Here is a 16,640-nt window from a genome sequence, read left to right on the forward strand (position 1 = left end):
TTTCAATTCAACTTACTTAGAAGCCAAGGCCCCCATCGGATCCCATGGAGCCAAGACAATCGGTTCTGCCTCATAAGCAGCCAATTCTTCGGCTGTCAACAGTGCCTTGCGGACGACGATTTGGTAGGTGTATTCATCCATCCAGGCATCGGAAGCTACAAAGTAACCATCTGTTCCCACTTTTTCTCCCCAAGAATTCTCAACCTTCCATTTGAGAGGGCGTCCAGCTTCGTCCAGGTCCACACCAGTCAAGACCATAGCATGGGTCATGAGACTTTCTGCATAATCCAAACGCCCTGCCTTATCTTGAGTCAGCTGGATATCCATTCCCGCTTCAAAGTCGTAGACATCTGTTGCAAGGATTCCAGCTTTGCGGTTGCTGACTTGGCCGACATCCGATCCAAACCAAACAGTTTCCCCGGCTTTCATTTGGGCAATAGCCAATTCTTTCAAACGCTCCATCGGAACATTGAGGTAGCGGACTTCACGGCTACCGACCACATTCCCAAGCATTTCAACCGTATAGGACTGACCATAAGGCTTATCTGCCGTAGGCGCATTGATAACAGAAACGTAGTCCTCCAACTGAAGATCCACATATTTTTTGTAAAAGCTTTGAGGCGTCAATCCAGCTTCTGTATGGTAGTTGTTGTCCTTATCGCGGTAAGAGAAACTAAATGTACGAGGAGGCAAGCCCAGAGACATAGCCAAGAAATTAAAGATTTCTTGTAGAAGCTCTTCTTTCTTGCTCTGAACCGTCGCTTGATCTGCACCACTTGCAAGCAAATCGCGAAGGATTTGAGCATCTTGGCGCAACAATTTGTTTAAGTAGGTATTGAGCTCTCGGCTATTGCTAGAAGAGATGGATTCTGGATAAACAGACTTAGGTACGACCCCATACTTTTCAAAGAGGGAAACAACCATATCCCATTGGCCACCATCTTGTTGAGGGGTTTGAAGGAGGAAGGCAACCTTACGGCTAGTCAATTCCTGATCCGCTGTCGCAATGATTTGCTCCAAGAACCAGTTGGATTTTTCGTACTTATCCCAGAAGAAGGTATGAGCTTGAGACAACTCAAAATCCTCTAATTGGAAGTTTGAGATCATCTTGTGGCGGAAGGTATTTAAGGCCGCAAACATCCAGCAACGACCAGAAGCTTTCTGGTCTGTTACTTTGTCCTTGGTTAAATCAAGAGAAAAGACGGGCGTGTTTTCTACTGCACTTTTGCGTGTCTCCAAAGCTGCATGAATCCCATTGTGGGTGATGGCATTTTCGAGAGCCGCAAATTTCACATTTGCTTGGTAATTTGCATAAAGTTGATCTGTAAATTCTTGTGTTAATTCTGACATAAGATTCTCCTTTGTAAAGCTACTTACCATTATAGACCATTGACCAAAATCTTCAAGTAAAAATTGTTTTAAAGGTCAGAAGAATGGATCGTGTAGATGATTTGATCTCCGACATAGTCTTTTCTAGCGACAGCATTTGGGAGAGTTTCAAGATAATGCATTCCAGCTTTTGCCATGACCCTTCCTGAAGCAGGGTTCAAACTGACATACTTGGCCTGAACTTCCTTGAATCCCACTTCTACCAACAAAAAGTGTAAAACCGCTTGGAGGGCTTCTGTCATCAGACCTTGACCCCAGAATTTTTTTCCTAGAATATAGCCAACTTCACATATTTCTTTTTGTGAATCCTGGGAAACGACACTGATATCTCCTATCACTTGTGCGGGATTATCTTTTTTGCAAATTGCCCACTTGTAGATATTTTCCTCTTGGTACTGACGGAGCCACCTTTCGATCGAAGCCCGAGTCACTTTAGGATTTGGATGAGGATCCCAAGTCACATATTTAAGATTATCTGCATCATATGCCCAATTTTCAAACATTGCCTTTGCATCCTCTACAACAAAGCGTCTTAATAATAAACGATTGGTCTCCAGTTCAATAGAACCCAATTTTCTCATCCTCTTTCCTCCTATCTGTTTAAAAAAAGTCGGCTCAACCGACTTTTTCTTTCTTATCAACGCCAGAAGGTATCAAATACTGTAATTGGTAAATGGCGTTTGTGTTGGCCTTTGTGCCACCAGCTTTCAATGGTTGCTTGAGCTTCTGGGCTAACGGATTTCCCTTCTAGGTAGTCATCAATTTCTGCATAGGTCACTCCAAGAGCTACTTCATCAGCGATGCCAGGCTTTTCCTCTTCCAAATCGGCAATCGGTACCTTCTCATACAAGGCTGGATCAGCTCCCAGTGCCTGAAGCAACTGCTTGCCTTGGCGCTTGTTGAGGCGATAGAGAGGAAGGATATCGGCTCCGCCATCTCCAAACTTGGTAAAGAAACCAGTGATATTTTCGGCCGCATGATCTGTCCCAATGACGGCTCCGCTATAGGCACCCGCTAAGGCATACTGAGCAATCATCCGGCTCCGCGCCTTGATATTGCCCTTGTTAAAGTCTGAGACATCCGTTCCTGTCGCTTCCACAGCACGTTCCATGGCATCGACCGATTCCTTGATGTTCACGACTAGGCTGACATCTGGCTGGATGAAGGCTAAGGCCTTTTGGGCATCTGCTTCATCCGCTTGAACACCGTAAGGCAAGCGGACTGCAACAAACTGATAGCTGTCATCTCCAGTCTCGCTCCGCATTTCCTCCATGGCCAATTGAGCCAGGCGACCAGCTAGGGTAGAGTCCTGTCCTCCTGAAATTCCTAAGACAAAGGTCTTCAGAAAGGGATGCTTTTGCAAGTAGTCCTTCAAAAATTCAATCGACCGACGAATCTCCTCTTGAGGATCAATGACTGGCTTAACCCCTAATTGAGCAATAATGTCTTCTTGTAGGCTCATTCCTCATCACCTCCCAAGGCTTTCTGACGCATCTGATCAATCAGATCCATCTTATCTTGCCAAACATCCTTGGCCAAGTCCACTGGGTAATGTTGTGGATTAAGGACACGTTTGTATTCGTCCCAGAGTTTGTCGAATTCCTTCCGAGCATAGGCTTGGATATCCATCAAAGCTGGCAATTCATAGACTTGTTTTCCATCTTTAAAAATGTCAACCAAGAGTGGAATGGCATCAAAATCACGAACCGTCTTCTTGATATAGGTGTAGGTCGGATGGAACATCTTGATTTCTGTCAGTTCATTGACATCGACTCCATCGTAAGTGATGTAATCTCCTTCAGATTTGCCCTTTTCCCGACTGGTAATACGCCAAACTTGTTTCTTCCCTGGAGTTGAGACCTTCTCAGCATTATTAGACAGCTTGATGGTATTCCGCATTTGGCCATTTTCGTCTTCGATAGCCACAATCTTATAGACTGCTCCGAGGGCTGGTTGGTCATAGGCTGTGATCAGCTTGGTTCCAACACCCCAGACATCAATCTTAGCCTTTTGCATCTTCAAGTTGAGGATGGTGTTTTCATCCAAATCATTTGAGGCATAGATCTTCGCTTCTGTGAAACCAGCTTCATCCAACTGCTGGCGAACTTTTTTCGAGATGTAGGCAATATCTCCAGAATCAATCCGCACGCCTAGGAAGTTGATACGATCTCCCATCTCGCGCGCCACCTGAATAGCAGCTGGAACTCCGATGCGTAGCGTATCATAGGTATCCACTAGGAAGACACAGTTGCGATGGGTCTCAGCATAGGCCTTAAAAGCTTTGTAATCATCACCATAGACCTGCACCAAGGCATGGGCATGGGTCCCAAGAACTGGAATATCAAAGAGTTTTCCTGCACGAACGTTACTGGTCCCACTAGCACCTCCAATAACGGCTGCACGGGTTCCCCAAATGGCCGCATCCATTTCTTGCGCCCTGCGAGTTCCGAACTCCATCAACGGTTCGTCCTCAATAACAGACTTAATCCGAGCTGCTTTTGTGGCGATCAAGGTTTGGAAATTAACAATATTGAGGAGGGCTGTTTCGACCAGTTGACACTGGGCAAGCGGTCCTTCTACTTGAACGATTGGCTCATTGGCAAAGACCAGGTCCCCTTCTTTGGCAGAACGAACGGTCAATTCCATTTTGAAATTTTTCAAGTAGTCTAGGAAGGCTCCTTCATAGCCCAAGGATTCTAAGTAGGCAATATCTGACTCAGAAAAACGTAGATTCTTCAAATAGTTGACAAGGCGTTCAAGACCCGCAAAGACGGCATAGCCATTTTTAAAGGGTTGCTGGCGGAAATAGGCTTCGAAAACTGCCTTTTTATTGTGGATGCCTTGCTCAAAGTAAACCTGCATCATATTGATTTGGTACAAATCAGTGTGGAGAGTTAAACTATCATCTGGGTACATTTTTGATCCCTCTTCTTTTTTCTTACGTCGTGGCACCAGTCACGCTCCGTCAACTGGCACAGTCCAAAATAATTTTAAACACATTATAGCATATTTTAAGCAGGACCACATGAGTTTAATCCGGGCTAAGCCTCATTTTTCATCGTAAAAAAGAAGGGCTATCCGTCTCTTTCCATCAGACGAACATCCCTTCCTTTCTTTCTTATTCTTCGTGTTCAGTAATATATTTATAGGCTTCTTGACCTGCGACAGCGCCGTCCCCAACAGCTGTGGTGACCTGGCGAAGATCTTTTTGACGGACATCTCCAACCGCAAAGACACCAGGCACTGAGGTTTTCATGTGATCATCTGTAATCACCCAACCCTGATCGTCTAGAATACCGAGGTCTTTGGCAAAATCGCTGACAGGATCCAAGCCCACATAAATGAAGACACCACCTGCTGCTTGCTCGCGAACCTGACCGGTTTTTACATCTTTTAAGACGAGACTGGTCACACGATTGTCCCCTTTGATTTCTTCGACCACTGTATTCCAAGCAAAGTGAATTTTTTCATTGGCAAAAGCCCGGTCTTGAAGAACTTTTTGAGCACGTAGGGCATCGCGGCGGTGAACAATAGTCACAGACTTAGCAAACTGAGTCAGGAAGATTGCCTCTTCAACTGCTGAGTCCCCTCCACCAACGACCATGAGGTCTTCATCTCGGAAGAAGGCTCCATCACAGACGGCACAATAAGAAACCCCACGACTATTCAATTCTTCTTCACCTGGAACTCCCAACAAACGATGGTTGGAACCTGTCGCAATAATAACGGTTTTGGCTTGCAGGAGGCCATCATCTGTCGTAATTTCCTTGTAGCATCCTTGATCAACAATGTTTTCGGCTCTGCCAAACAAGTGTTCCACACCTAGTGCTTCTAAAGGCTCGAACATTTTTTCTGCCAATTCAGGTCCACTGATATTAGCATAGCCTGGATAATTCTCGATATCGGACGTGTTGTTCATCTGTCCGCCAGGAATTCCTGCTTCTAACAAGGCAACCTTGAGATTGCTACGGGCTGCATACAAGGCAGCAGTCATTCCAGCTGGGCCTGCGCCGATAATCAGTGTATCATACATAAGCTTCTCCTTTTGTTGTAACTATCTTGATTCTAACTCCAATTGAACCATTTTGCAATTATCTTGCTCGAAGAATAAACAGAACTCCAATGACTGCAAAGGTAAGGACTGGAATTGTCATAATATCAATTAATAAAATATCATAGAGGTGTAACTGGCGTTCCTTAGCTGTTTTATCCGTCTTACGAGCCGCTCGCAAGCCTATCCAAACAGCTGAAGCAGCAAACACCCCAACTGAAGTGATGATTAAGCTCTCAATATAGAGAGATAGCAATTGGTTTAACATAAGATCTCCTTAGTATCCAAAATCGGAATGAGGGGACGAGATGCCACTTCGTTTCGTTAACAGTTGGTCAACCTAAAACACCTATCTATGCGGAAAAGTAGACTACTAATCATCTTCTCCTGAGGCACCTACTCAAAGAAAAATCCGAGTCTGAAACATCGCGTTCCAGACTCGAGCTCTTATATATTATATCAAACAAATGTTCGTTTGTAACTAGCAAAGAATTCTTTTGTCCGCTCTTCTTTAGGGGCATTCATGATTTCTTCTGGTGTCCCAGTTTCAATAATTTTCCCCTTATCAAGGAACAAGACCTTGTCTGCCACCTGGGAAACAAAGCTCATATCATGGCTGACCAGAATCATGGTTTGACCTGCCTGAGCTGCTGCTGCGATGGCTTTTTCTACCTCTCCGACCAATTCCGGATCGAGGGCTGAAGTTGGCTCATCCAACAAGAGGACTTCCGGCTTCATGGCTAGGGCACGCGCCAAGGCTACCCGTTGCTTCTGCCCTCCTGACAAATGACGAGGGTAATGGGTTTCGCGGTCCGACAGACCAACTTTTGCAAGTTCTTCTTTGGCAATCTTGGTCGCTTCCTGGTCGGATAAGCCTTTGACGACGATTAGTCCTTCCTTGACATTGTCCAAAGCAGTCTTGCGACTGAAAAGATTAAACTGTTGAAAGACCATAGCTAGCTTTCTTCGAAGGGTCAGGATCTCGTCCTTACTGATGGTTTCAAAGTCCACCTTCTCCCCATTGATCTCAATACTGCCACTATCCGGAGCTTCCAGATAGTTCAAGCTTCTCAAGAAGGTTGATTTCCCAGCTCCAGAAGAACCGATCAAAGCAACAACTTCCCCTTTTTGAACTTCCAAATCGAGATGGTCTAGGACCACTTGACCGGAAAAAGATTTTGATAATTGTGAAATCCGAATCATGCTGCTCGTTCCTCCTCTTGCAAGGTTTGGGTAACAACTTTTGGATCTTTGATAGCGAGTACCTGTTCGATCCAGCGACCCAATTGTTCAATCAAAATATTAATGGCCCAGTAGATCAATGAAACAGAGATAAAGCGCTCGAAGTAGCGACTGTCATTCCCCGACATAATCTTGGCTTGAGCAAAGATTTCCAAAACTCCAGCATAGAAAGCCAGAGAAGTCCCCTTGGTCAAACCAATCAAAGAGTTGATCAAGGTCGGAGTCGCAACCACTGCTGCATTTGGAATGATAATCCGACGATAGACTTGAGTATTGGTCATCCCGAGACTCTTCGCTGCTTCGATTTCACCCGCATCAACAGACAAAATCGCTGCCCGAATGGTCTCACTGGCATAGGCCGCCTCATTGAAGGCAAAGGCCACAATGACAAATAAATGGGCTGGTACATCATTGATATTAAAGGCTGTCCCATATTGTTGGTTAATGGCCTTCAATAGGAGCGGGATTCCATAATAGGTCAGCATCAACTGGACCAAAATTGGTGTCCCTCTTAAAAAACTCACAAACAAGGCTTGGATCGGGTAGAGGATTTTTACCCGATTGATTTTGACAATAGCAAACAATAGGGCTAGCAATAAACCAAAAAAGGCTCCTGCCAAGGTTAACAAAATCGTATTTGGAAGCTCTTTTAAAATTCCTGGAATTGCTTCAAAAACGACGCGTAGGTTAAAGATTTCTCCTTCTGGTATCCATTTTAAAAACTCTTCGTACCAGCCAGATGCCAGATAAGTAGTTGTAAACATCTTCGTTACTTCCTCCCTCGATAATGAATCATTCTATCATATTTACAGTTAAAATGCTGAGTTTTGCTACTGATCGTTCGTAAATCATGCTTCAGGTCTGATGGGATAACAAGCAAGCGTCTCCCTTAAGAGCAAAAAAATAGACTATCTATAGATAGTCTATCACAAAATAAATCAGCGACCAAATAGTTAATTTTTATGGAAATCTTTAAATTTCTTTATCACTAAAAGGTTTGGCGTTTCGCCTTTCTTTCTGCTCGACCGCGAGCACGATTCTCAGCTCGCTTGGCTTTCCGACGTTTCTCGTCCACGGCCCATTTGATTTTTTTCTTGTAGCCTGGTTTGATTTTTTTCTTTTTCTTCTTGACCAAGCCGATCATCTCAATGTCGAGTTTTTCTTGGCGTTTTTCACGATTAGCCCGGCGATCCCGGTCGTAGGTATCTTCGATAGCTCCAGCCTTCAAGACCTTAGGGACAAACTGGATGCCCAATTTTTCAAGCTCCCGAATGTCTGAGTCATCACTCGGTTGATAGAGGGTGATAGCTGTACCAGGAAGACCATTCCGACCAGTCCGGCCAACGCGGTGGACAAAGAAGGATAAGTCTTGTGGAATAGCATCATTGATGACATGGCTAACCCCTTCAATATCAATTCCACGCGCTGCCAAGTCTGTCGCCACGATATATTCAAAATCCAGGTTTTTGACTTGGTTCATGATTCGTTTGCGCTCCCGTGGAGGAACCCCTCCATGGATTTTAGCGACCTTAAGCCCCTTCTCTACCAGAAAAGCATGCAAATCGTCCGCTCTATCCTTGGTGTTCACAAAAATCATAGCTAGATAAGGTTGAAGAGCCTGCGTCAGTTGATAGACTTGCTCGTTCTTATCACGCCCTTTTGTCGATACCAACCAGTTATCAATGGTATCCGAGATCACTGTTTTGGTTTTAATCTGCTCCATGACAGGGTTAGACAGGTATTTTTTCAAAAAGGGTTGTAACTTTTGCGGAATCGTCGCTGAGAAGACTAAAAACTGAAGCTTCTTAGGAAGACTAGATGCAATCTTATCTACTGTCGTCAAAAAGCCCATATCGAGAGTCATATCGGCCTCATCGACCACAAAGGTATGCGCCTTATGAATGGCCAGATCTCCAGAAGCGACCAAATCATAGATGCGGCCTGGTGTCCCGATCACGATATGCGGTTGGGCTACTTGGAGCTTATCAATCTGACGAGCCTTATCAGTTCCGCCGACATAGTTAGCAATCCGAATTTCCTTTTCACAGTGGCTAGCAATCTGACGAGCCGCTTGGTAGATTTGAGTTGCCAATTCCCGACTCGGTGCTGTGATGACCACTTCAACATGGCTACTATCTTCGTTCAAGGTTTGAAAAATAGGCAAGAGGAAGGTATGGGTCTTTCCAGATCCTGTTTTAGATTCACCAACCAAATCTCGACCTGCTAAAACAATCGGGATGAGTTTTTCTTGAACTTCTGTTGCTTCGATAAAATTAATCTCTTTTAAGGCCTCTTGAATATAGTCCTTAAACTTAAAATCTGTAAATTTCATTCTCTTATCCTTTCATCATCTCTACTATTATATCAGAAAAGTCTTCTTCCCGCTCTTCTTTTGGACAGCAATTCCTAGCAAGCGAAAAAGGTTGAGATAGCATCCCAACCTATTATTTTTAATGACTTACGAATTAATTAAAAAGTAGATCAAGAGGGTCAAGGCACTCATTCCTGCACCGACGCTCCAAAGAAAGGCATCGACCTTCCACTCAGACCATTTTGGGCCATTACCAGACAGACCCCCCAATTCTAAATGGTGATGGAAAGGCGTCATGCGGAAGATCCGGCGTCCTTCTCCTGTCCGTTTTTTTGTCCATTTGAAATAGGATACTTGGAGCATGACTGAACTGGTCTCAAAGACGTAGACTATTCCAATCAAGAGCAAGGTCCACTCTACATGAAGAGCCATGGATAGAGTCGCAAGCATCCCACCTAGGGCTAAACTTCCAACATCACCCATGAAAATCTTGGCTGGCTTGTGGTTGTAGACGAAGAAACCTAATAGAGCTCCAATCATACTGATGGTCACAAAGAGGATATCGATTCGTCTCTGCCAAACAGCGATGATGGAATAAGCGATCAAACTGATGGTCACAGAAATACTAGCCAAACCATCAATCCCATCCGTCAAGTTGACTGCGTTTGAAAAACCAACCAACCAGAACAAGGCAAAGATAATATAGAAATGTCCCAAATAGACATCCCAACCAAAGACATTGAGAAGACTACCAGCTCCTTGGCGTTCAGAAAAGAGATAGAAAATGATCCCGCCCACCAATTGCAGGGCTAATTTTTGCTTAGGATTCAGCCCTTCATTAATCTTACGAAAAACTTTTAAGAAGTCATCTAAGAAACCGACGATTCCATACAAGACCAAAATAAAGAGAATTAATTGAACAGGTCGCGTAAAGTTCCCAGTTAAAAAGCTAAAAACAAGGGTGACAAAGACTGAAGTGATCAAGAAGACCACTCCCCCCATGGTAGGAGTGCCCGCCTTGGCTTGGTGTTGCTTCACATCTTCATGCATTTGTTGCCCTGAAATATGGGCCCGTTGATAGAAACGGATAAAGGCCGGAATGCCAATAACCGTTAGTATAAATGATACTACTAGGGTAGCAAGTAACATATCAGTCTCCTAATGTAATTGTTATTTTCTTCGTCTTCTTTAAAGCAGTTTCTACTTTGACGTTTTGTTTGCTCACACGAGAACCTTCTCCTTTATAGGTGATCTCAATGCCCGTCCATTCAGCAAATTTATCAACATTTTCCTTGGTCCAGCCGTACATATCCGGAACCGAATCCAGATCATCTGTCAACAATAACACTTGCTCATTTGCCTTTAATTTCGTTCCTGCTGAAACAGACATCTTTTTAATATTCTTTCCAGTTCCTAGGACGACAGGCTGGATCAGATTGCGACGCAGTTCATCTGCGAAGCCACCTGGACTGATGGTCTGCTTCAACTTCAATTCTTTCGACAAGGATTCTGCCGACGGCATCTTGTAGGTATCCTCTTTCGTGACCCCATCCAAGGCCTTGGTTTCTGATACCAGATTCAATTCATCCTTCAAAGCAACCGCATCTTCTAGAACTGGATTAACCAGTTCTTGCCAACTCTTTGGACTAAAGCTGACTTCAGGCTGTTGAACCGTCACATACATAATGAAATCTGGATCTTCAGCCGGTGTCATGACAACAATCGAGTTGATATTGTCATTTTCGCCTTCCAAATATCCATTAGCCGTTGCAATTTGGGCCGTCCCTGATTTGACAGCAACATTTTGTCCAGCTACTTGAATAATAGGACCATCCGACGAGTAGAGAGTACCGAATTGAGGATCAGTCCCTACCGTAATCATGTAATTACGAGTCTGCTGAGCAGCTGAAGCGGATACTGGATTGCCGACGACCTCTCTTTGTGATTTACGAGCGGATTCATGTTTGCCGTCGTAGATCGCACTGATAAATTTAGGCTCTAACATTTCCCCATCATTGGCAATGGCAGAAAATGCTCGCAACATCTGCGTTTGGGTCACCGAAATCCCTTGACCGAAAGAAGACATGGCTTGAGTGACATAGTTATCTCCTGGTAGGCCTCCAAAACCTTCGTCTCCCATTCCAAAACGTGTAGGAAGTCCGAACTTAAAGAGTTTGAGGTAATTCATCCAGACATTATTGCCCATCTTCTGTTCAAGCTTGGTCATCCCAATGTTACTTGAATAGGCGAAACCTTGGGCAATATTCATATAGCGACCTTCTGACAAGCCCATATTGATTTCCCAGTCTTTGATGATCGCGTCTTTTACTTGTAGCTCGTTATTGTAATATACCTCATTATAGGCTGGGAAAGTCCCATGATCAATCGCTGCAGCCAAGGTCATGACCTTCATAGTCGAACCTGGTTCGTACTGGTCCTGGTAAAGAATCGTATTCCAAGTTCTCAAATTCTTGATATCCAGACCTTCTTTGGTATCTGCATTAAAGGTTGGCCGTTGCGTCGTTGCAAGGATTTCGCCTGTTTTGGCACTCACTAGGGTCGCACTGACAAATTTGCCTTTTACCTTTTCTTGGAATACATCCATTCTGGTTTCGAGATAGGTTTGCAGTTCTGCAGAAAGGGTTGTATAAACATCCTTTCCATCTTCTGTCTTCACGGCAACCTTGTCTGATCCCGGCACAATATTTCCGTTACGATCCTTTTCATAGGTCACAACTCCATCCTGACCACCCAAGATACGATCCAAGGATTTTTCTATTCCCGTTATTCCCTGTAGGGTTTTATTGCCTTCTTTATCTTCTACCAATTGAGCTTGACCGATAAATTGAGAGGCAAAGGTCCCATTTTTATAACTCCGATTTGGACTCGTCGTAAAATCAACACCTTTAATGTTGGCAGCTTCTAGTTCACTCCGGATAGCATCCATATTGCTATAGCTGATATCGTTCCCCGCCGCACCAAAAGAAACTTGGTTGAGCTTCTTTTGAGACAGTTGTTGGACGACATAATCTTTTTCCATCCCCAAATAACGATTAAAAACGTCCGCTACTTGGTTGTATTGGCTTTCTTCAACGTATAAAACTTCACCTTTTGCTGATTTATAAGTTTTGTCGATGATAGCATAAACATTATAAGTCGTCGCATCTTCAGCAATGACAGCTCCATTTCGATCATAAATTGTTCCTCGTTTGGCTGGAACAATCTCAGTTTTCTGATGGACCTGATGCGATAACTCAGATAAATTTTTTCCAAATTTGCTATCTGTGCCTATAATGACTGCAAAATTAATAAGAAAAATGAAGAAAACAAGAATGGAAAGCAAACTTAAATTCTTAGCTACTTGCCGACGATTTTGGTCTGGAAGTTTCCTTTTTTTAAGGGAATAACGAATGATTTTCTTTTTTAATTTACTCATCGCTACTTGAACTCACCACTTTTCGATTTTCTTTTTGGAGGGTCATCCCCTGAGAACTAGCTAACTTAGACAAGCGTTCATATCGAGTCAACTCATTGACTTCTTGCCGGATATCTTCTAGTTCAGTCTCTTTTGTTTTTAGTTCCGTATTGAGGTTTGTCAAATCACTTTGCACTTGTAGAATCCGCGTCTGCATAAAAATAATACTGACAGCAAGGATAATCCCTGTTAGGACAATCGAGCCATAAAAGGCTTTCTCTACTCTGGTAAAGCGACGAATACGATCTTGCAATTGACTGCCACGAGATCGTAATGGTTGATCTGCCATGTTCATTTCCTCTTACTTATGAATTTTTTGAGCAACCCGCAATTTTGCAGAATGAGCTCGGTTGTTATTTTCTAACTCTTCTTGGCTTGGAAGAATCGGTTTTCGAGAAACTAATTCCATTTTTGGTTTTAAGTCCTCTGGGATGAAGGGCAAGCCCTTCGGTACATCTACTGTAGAAGCTTCTTTAAACAATTGCTTGGTCAAACGATCTTCCAAGGAATGAAAGGTAATGACTGAAATACGACCACCAACTGCCAACAAATCCATAGCCTGCTGGATTGATTCATCAGCCGCTCCCAATTCATCATTGACTTCGATCCGAATAGCCTGAAAAATTTGTTTGGCTGGATGCCCCTTTTTCTTGAGTTCCTTGGCTGGTTTTGCCGACTTAATAATCTCTGCTAATTCTGTCGTCGTTTCAATCGGTTTTATCGCACGCGCTTGTTCGATCTTTCTAGCAATTTGTTTGGAGAATTTATCTTCCCCATACTTGAAAAAGATGCGAACCAAATCATGGTAATCATAGGTATTGACTACTTCATAAGCTGTCAAAGAAGCGTCTTGATTCATCCGCATGTCCAAGGGAGCGTCTTTTTTATAAGAAAAACCACGAGACCGCTCATCTAACTGAGGACTAGAGACTCCCAAGTCATAACAAATGCCATCAATTTCACTGACTCCCAATTCTTGGAGACGCGCTTGAAGATTCCGGAAATTGTCTTTGATGAAGGTTACCATGCCTTTTTCAACGTAAGGAGCCAATCGTTTCTCCGCATTATCAATCGCATGCTGATCCTGGTCAAAGGCATATAAATGTCCTTTTTCACTTAATTGACTTAATAAATATTCGCTATGGCCGGCTCCACCTAATGTGGCATCCACATAGATTCCATCTGGCTTTATATCCAGCATATCAATCGTTTCATGGAGCAAGACCGTTACATGATGAAATTCTTTACTCATATCCTATCTATTTTACCACAAATCTGACCAGGATGCACTTGAGATTCTTTCCTCTATCCACACACTGTTTCGGGATAAAAAGTTCCTATTCTTTAAAAACCTCATTCTATCAACCAATAGACCTAGAGAAACAAATTGTGATACAATAACCCTATGAAAGATAAGAAATACCTTCTCCTTGGCCTGCTAGTGGCCGATCTTATTGCAGTTTACTTTTTCCTACGAACTCCTGTCCCTTGGATTTTTTGGACAGCTACCTTTGTTCTTGCCGTCTCCATTTGGATATTTAAAAATCAATGGAAAAACTACAAAAATAGAGATGAGGAGTCAGAGTAGCCCATATAGAATTAGAAAACTCGATCAGTTCAATATCTGATCGAGTTTTCTATTGTCTATTTATGAATTGGGATCATCAAGGCTACGGCCATGCAAGCCTTTTTCCCGTTGGACTTGACGTAGTTTTTCTGGTGTCACATCATTTCCTTCTTCGTCAACAACTTTGATACCTTCAATGTGATGACGGACGGAGCGTCTGTAACCTTCAATATACTCTTCACGAAGTTTAGCTTGTTCTACCTCTTCTTCTGGTGTCAAGCCTTCTGCTTTTTTCTTTTTGGCAAGCTCATTGATTCGAGCAATTTTTTCAGGTGTCATAATAAAACCTACTTTCTACCTGTCATCAGGTCATTATTTTGTATTTAATTGGTTAAAGGCTGCGACTTTATTGGCTTTTGCTACTAGACTAGCAAGAAGGGCCAAACGATTCTTTTTAACAGCCTCATCTTCTGCCATAACCATGGTATTGTCAAAGAAAGCATCGATGACTGGGCTAAGAGCAAAGAGTTGAGCCAATTTGTCGCTAGCTGAACCTGTCAATTCTAATTCTTCAATCGCCTTAGCAAGAGCTTTTTCTTGATCATTTTCAAAGAGACTAGCATCGACCTCTACTGAAGCATCTGCTTTTTCTGCCAAGTTGAAAGCACGTGAGAGTGACTCAACAGCTGCCTTATAACCATCAGTCTTAGCAGCTTCTGAAAGAGCTTCAGCCGCTTCAAGCATATCCGCTACCACGAAGTTTGAACCAGCAAGTACAGCTTCTTTGATGTCTTTAGATGTGCGTCCCATCATCTTGTCTACACGCGCCTTGATGAAGTTGAGCACTTCTGCTTGATTGGCATACGAAAGACTATCGAATGAAAGTCCGTAAAGACTATCGATTAACTCATCCATCGGGATGTTCCAACCAAAGGCATCCAAGATACGAACAATCCCTTGTGTTGCACGGCGAAGCGCATAAGGGTCATTGGAACCAGACGGAATCAAACCGACTGAGAAGAAGGAAAGAAGGGTATCCAATTTATCCGCAAGAGCAAGGATGGCACCAACCTTGGTTTCAGGAAGGGCTCCATCTGCTGAATCAGGAAGATAGTGCTCACGGATAGCTGTCGCTACTGCAGCATCTTCACCAGCAAGGAGGGCGTATTTTTCACCCATGATTCCTTGCAATTCATCAAACTCTCCAACCATACCAGTCAAGAGGTCAAATTTGTAGATTTCTGCTGCACGAGCTACAGCTGCTTTTTCTTCAGCAGTCAAGCCAGCTTGCTCAGCCAAGGAAGCCGCAATGACACCAGCACGGGCCATGTGTTCTGAAAGAGAACCGATTTTTTCATGGAAAGTCACGTGTGCCAATTTAGCAACCAGGTCTTCAATCTTGAGTTTTTGGTCTTCACGCCAGAAGAATTCACCATCTTCGAGACGCGCCACCAAGACTTTTTCATTTCCTCGGATAACATTTTCCAAGTGCTCAGCATTCCCATTACGGACTGAGATGAAGTTTGGTTTAAGCTTACCGTCAAGGTCACGTACAACAAAGTAACGTTGGTGCGTTTCCATTGAGGTCACCAAGACTTCTTCTGGAACGTCCAAATACTTAGTATCGAAACTTCCCATAAAGGCAGTTGGGTATTCGACCAAGTTCAAGACTTCATTCAAAAGTCCTTCTTCGATTTGGACTTGAACACCTTGTTCTGCTTCAATAGCTTTGATTTGCTCACGAATCATGTTTTCACGTTCTTTGCTGTCTGCAATGACGTAAACGGTACGAAGGTCTTCTTCGTACGAATCCGCATTGGTAATTTCCACTTCATGTCCAAGGAAACGGTGTCCGCGACTCACACGACCTGAATGGATATCCAAGAAGTCGAGATCAAGCGCTTCATCACCCAAAAGGACAATCAAGGTATGAACTGGACGAATGTATTCAAAGGTGTTGTTAGCCCAGTGCATGCTGACAGGGAAAGTCAATGAAGCAAGTACTTCTGGAACGCCGGCCAAGACTTCTTTGGCAGGTTTTCCAGCTTCATGTTTCGTCACGTAAACGTATTCTTCTCCCTTAACTTCACGGAATTCGATGTCATCTACAGTCAAGCCTTTTCCACGAACAAAGCCTTGCGCTGCTTTTGAGAAGTTTCCATCAGCATCCAAGGCAATTTTCTTAGAAGGTCCTTTAAAATCTTCTGTCAAATCGGTTTGTTGATCAGCCAAACCAAGTACACGAACAGCCAAACGACGTGGAGTTGAGAAGGTTTGAATGCTTTCATATGAAAGGCGGTTATCATCCAAGAAGGCTGCCATTTTCTCACCCAATTGTTTTTCACTTGGTGTGACAACGTAGGCTGGTAACTCTTCAAGTCCTAGTTCTACTAATAAGTTTTTTGTCATGTTTTTTCCTTTGCATCTTCTTCTTTTTGATAGGCACCTTAAGTACTGAGGACGTCGCTAACTAACTTTGTGAGTCTGTAGGGAAATCTTCTATCTCCTTGACATAGATTTCCAACAGTCTCATCAAAGTGGATTTAGCCGACTAATTTTTGAACCTAAGGTTTCAAAAATCCCCATCTAGCAGTACGGCGGCGCC

15 protein-coding genes are annotated in these 16,640 nt (G+C 43.4%); all 15 read right to left on the reverse strand.

The window, feature by feature from the left end; genetic code table 11:
• Window positions 1-12: 12 nt before the first annotated feature.
• Window positions 13-1,350 carry an aminopeptidase C gene (gene pepC, locus DW738_RS09930; RefSeq protein ID WP_023022331.1) on the reverse strand — a complete coding sequence of 446 codons (1,338 nt, stop codon included), beginning with the start codon at window positions 1,348-1,350 and terminating at the stop codon, window positions 13-15.
• 68 nt (window positions 1,351-1,418) lie between these two features.
• Window positions 1,419-1,970, reverse strand: coding sequence for a GNAT family N-acetyltransferase (locus tag DW738_RS09935; RefSeq protein ID WP_123160914.1), 552 nt, complete (start codon window positions 1,968-1,970; stop codon window positions 1,419-1,421).
• Window positions 1,971-2,026: 56 nt separating this feature from the next.
• Window positions 2,027-2,851, reverse strand: coding sequence for an ammonia-dependent NAD(+) synthetase (nadE, locus tag DW738_RS09940; protein ID WP_123160915.1), 825 nt, complete (start codon window positions 2,849-2,851; stop codon window positions 2,027-2,029).
• Window positions 2,848-4,305, reverse strand: a complete 1,458-nt coding sequence (locus DW738_RS09945; RefSeq protein WP_123160916.1) for a nicotinate phosphoribosyltransferase — start codon at window positions 4,303-4,305, stop codon at window positions 2,848-2,850. The genes nadE and DW738_RS09945 overlap by 4 nt, the downstream gene beginning before the upstream one ends.
• 202 nt (window positions 4,306-4,507) lie before the next feature.
• Entirely contained in the window at window positions 4,508-5,422 is a 915-nt protein-coding gene (gene trxB, locus DW738_RS09950; protein ID WP_123160917.1) for a thioredoxin-disulfide reductase, read from the reverse strand.
• 58 nt (window positions 5,423-5,480) lie between these two features.
• Window positions 5,481-5,708, reverse strand: coding sequence for a DUF4059 family protein (locus tag DW738_RS09955; RefSeq protein WP_023022322.1), 228 nt, complete (start codon window positions 5,706-5,708; stop codon window positions 5,481-5,483).
• A 191-nt stretch (window positions 5,709-5,899) separates the two neighbouring features.
• Window positions 5,900-6,643: an amino acid ABC transporter ATP-binding protein gene (locus DW738_RS09960; protein ID WP_123160918.1), complete on the reverse strand. Its 744-nt coding sequence runs from the start codon at window positions 6,641-6,643 to the stop codon at window positions 5,900-5,902.
• Entirely contained in the window at window positions 6,640-7,446 is an 807-nt protein-coding gene (locus DW738_RS09965) for an amino acid ABC transporter permease (protein ID WP_123160919.1), read from the reverse strand. Before DW738_RS09965 ends, DW738_RS09960 begins: the two co-directional genes overlap by 4 nt.
• Before the next feature lie 224 nt (window positions 7,447-7,670).
• The gene (locus DW738_RS09970; RefSeq protein WP_023027721.1) at window positions 7,671-9,014 is read right to left on the reverse strand and encodes a DEAD/DEAH box helicase; all 1,344 of its coding nucleotides are present in this window, start codon (window positions 9,012-9,014) and stop codon (window positions 7,671-7,673) included.
• 126 nt (window positions 9,015-9,140) lie between these two features.
• Window positions 9,141-10,142, reverse strand: coding sequence for a phospho-N-acetylmuramoyl-pentapeptide-transferase (gene mraY / locus DW738_RS09975; RefSeq protein WP_123160920.1), 1,002 nt, complete (start codon window positions 10,140-10,142; stop codon window positions 9,141-9,143).
• A 1-nt stretch (window position 10,143) separates the two neighbouring features.
• Window positions 10,144-12,429: a penicillin-binding protein PBP2X gene (pbp2X, locus tag DW738_RS09980; protein WP_123160921.1), complete on the reverse strand. Its 2,286-nt coding sequence runs from the start codon at window positions 12,427-12,429 to the stop codon at window positions 10,144-10,146.
• Window positions 12,422-12,757: a cell division protein FtsL gene (gene ftsL / locus DW738_RS09985; RefSeq protein ID WP_006596866.1), complete on the reverse strand. Its 336-nt coding sequence runs from the start codon at window positions 12,755-12,757 to the stop codon at window positions 12,422-12,424. Before ftsL ends, pbp2X begins: the two co-directional genes overlap by 8 nt.
• 12 nt (window positions 12,758-12,769) lie before the next feature.
• The gene (rsmH, locus tag DW738_RS09990; protein ID WP_023022310.1) at window positions 12,770-13,720 is read right to left on the reverse strand and encodes a 16S rRNA (cytosine(1402)-N(4))-methyltransferase RsmH; all 951 of its coding nucleotides are present in this window, start codon (window positions 13,718-13,720) and stop codon (window positions 12,770-12,772) included.
• 396 nt (window positions 13,721-14,116) lie between these two features.
• Window positions 14,117-14,374: a DUF896 family protein gene (locus tag DW738_RS10000; RefSeq protein WP_023022306.1), complete on the reverse strand. Its 258-nt coding sequence runs from the start codon at window positions 14,372-14,374 to the stop codon at window positions 14,117-14,119.
• A gap of 33 nt (window positions 14,375-14,407) precedes the next feature.
• Entirely contained in the window at window positions 14,408-16,444 is a 2,037-nt protein-coding gene (gene glyS, locus DW738_RS10005) for a glycine--tRNA ligase subunit beta (protein ID WP_023022303.1), read from the reverse strand.
• Between the last annotated feature and the right edge of the window lie 196 nt (window positions 16,445-16,640).

It is taken from the genome of Streptococcus sp. AM28-20, from assembly GCF_003603595.1.
In the GTDB taxonomy this organism is placed as follows: Bacteria; Bacillota; Bacilli; order Lactobacillales; family Streptococcaceae; genus Streptococcus; species Streptococcus ilei.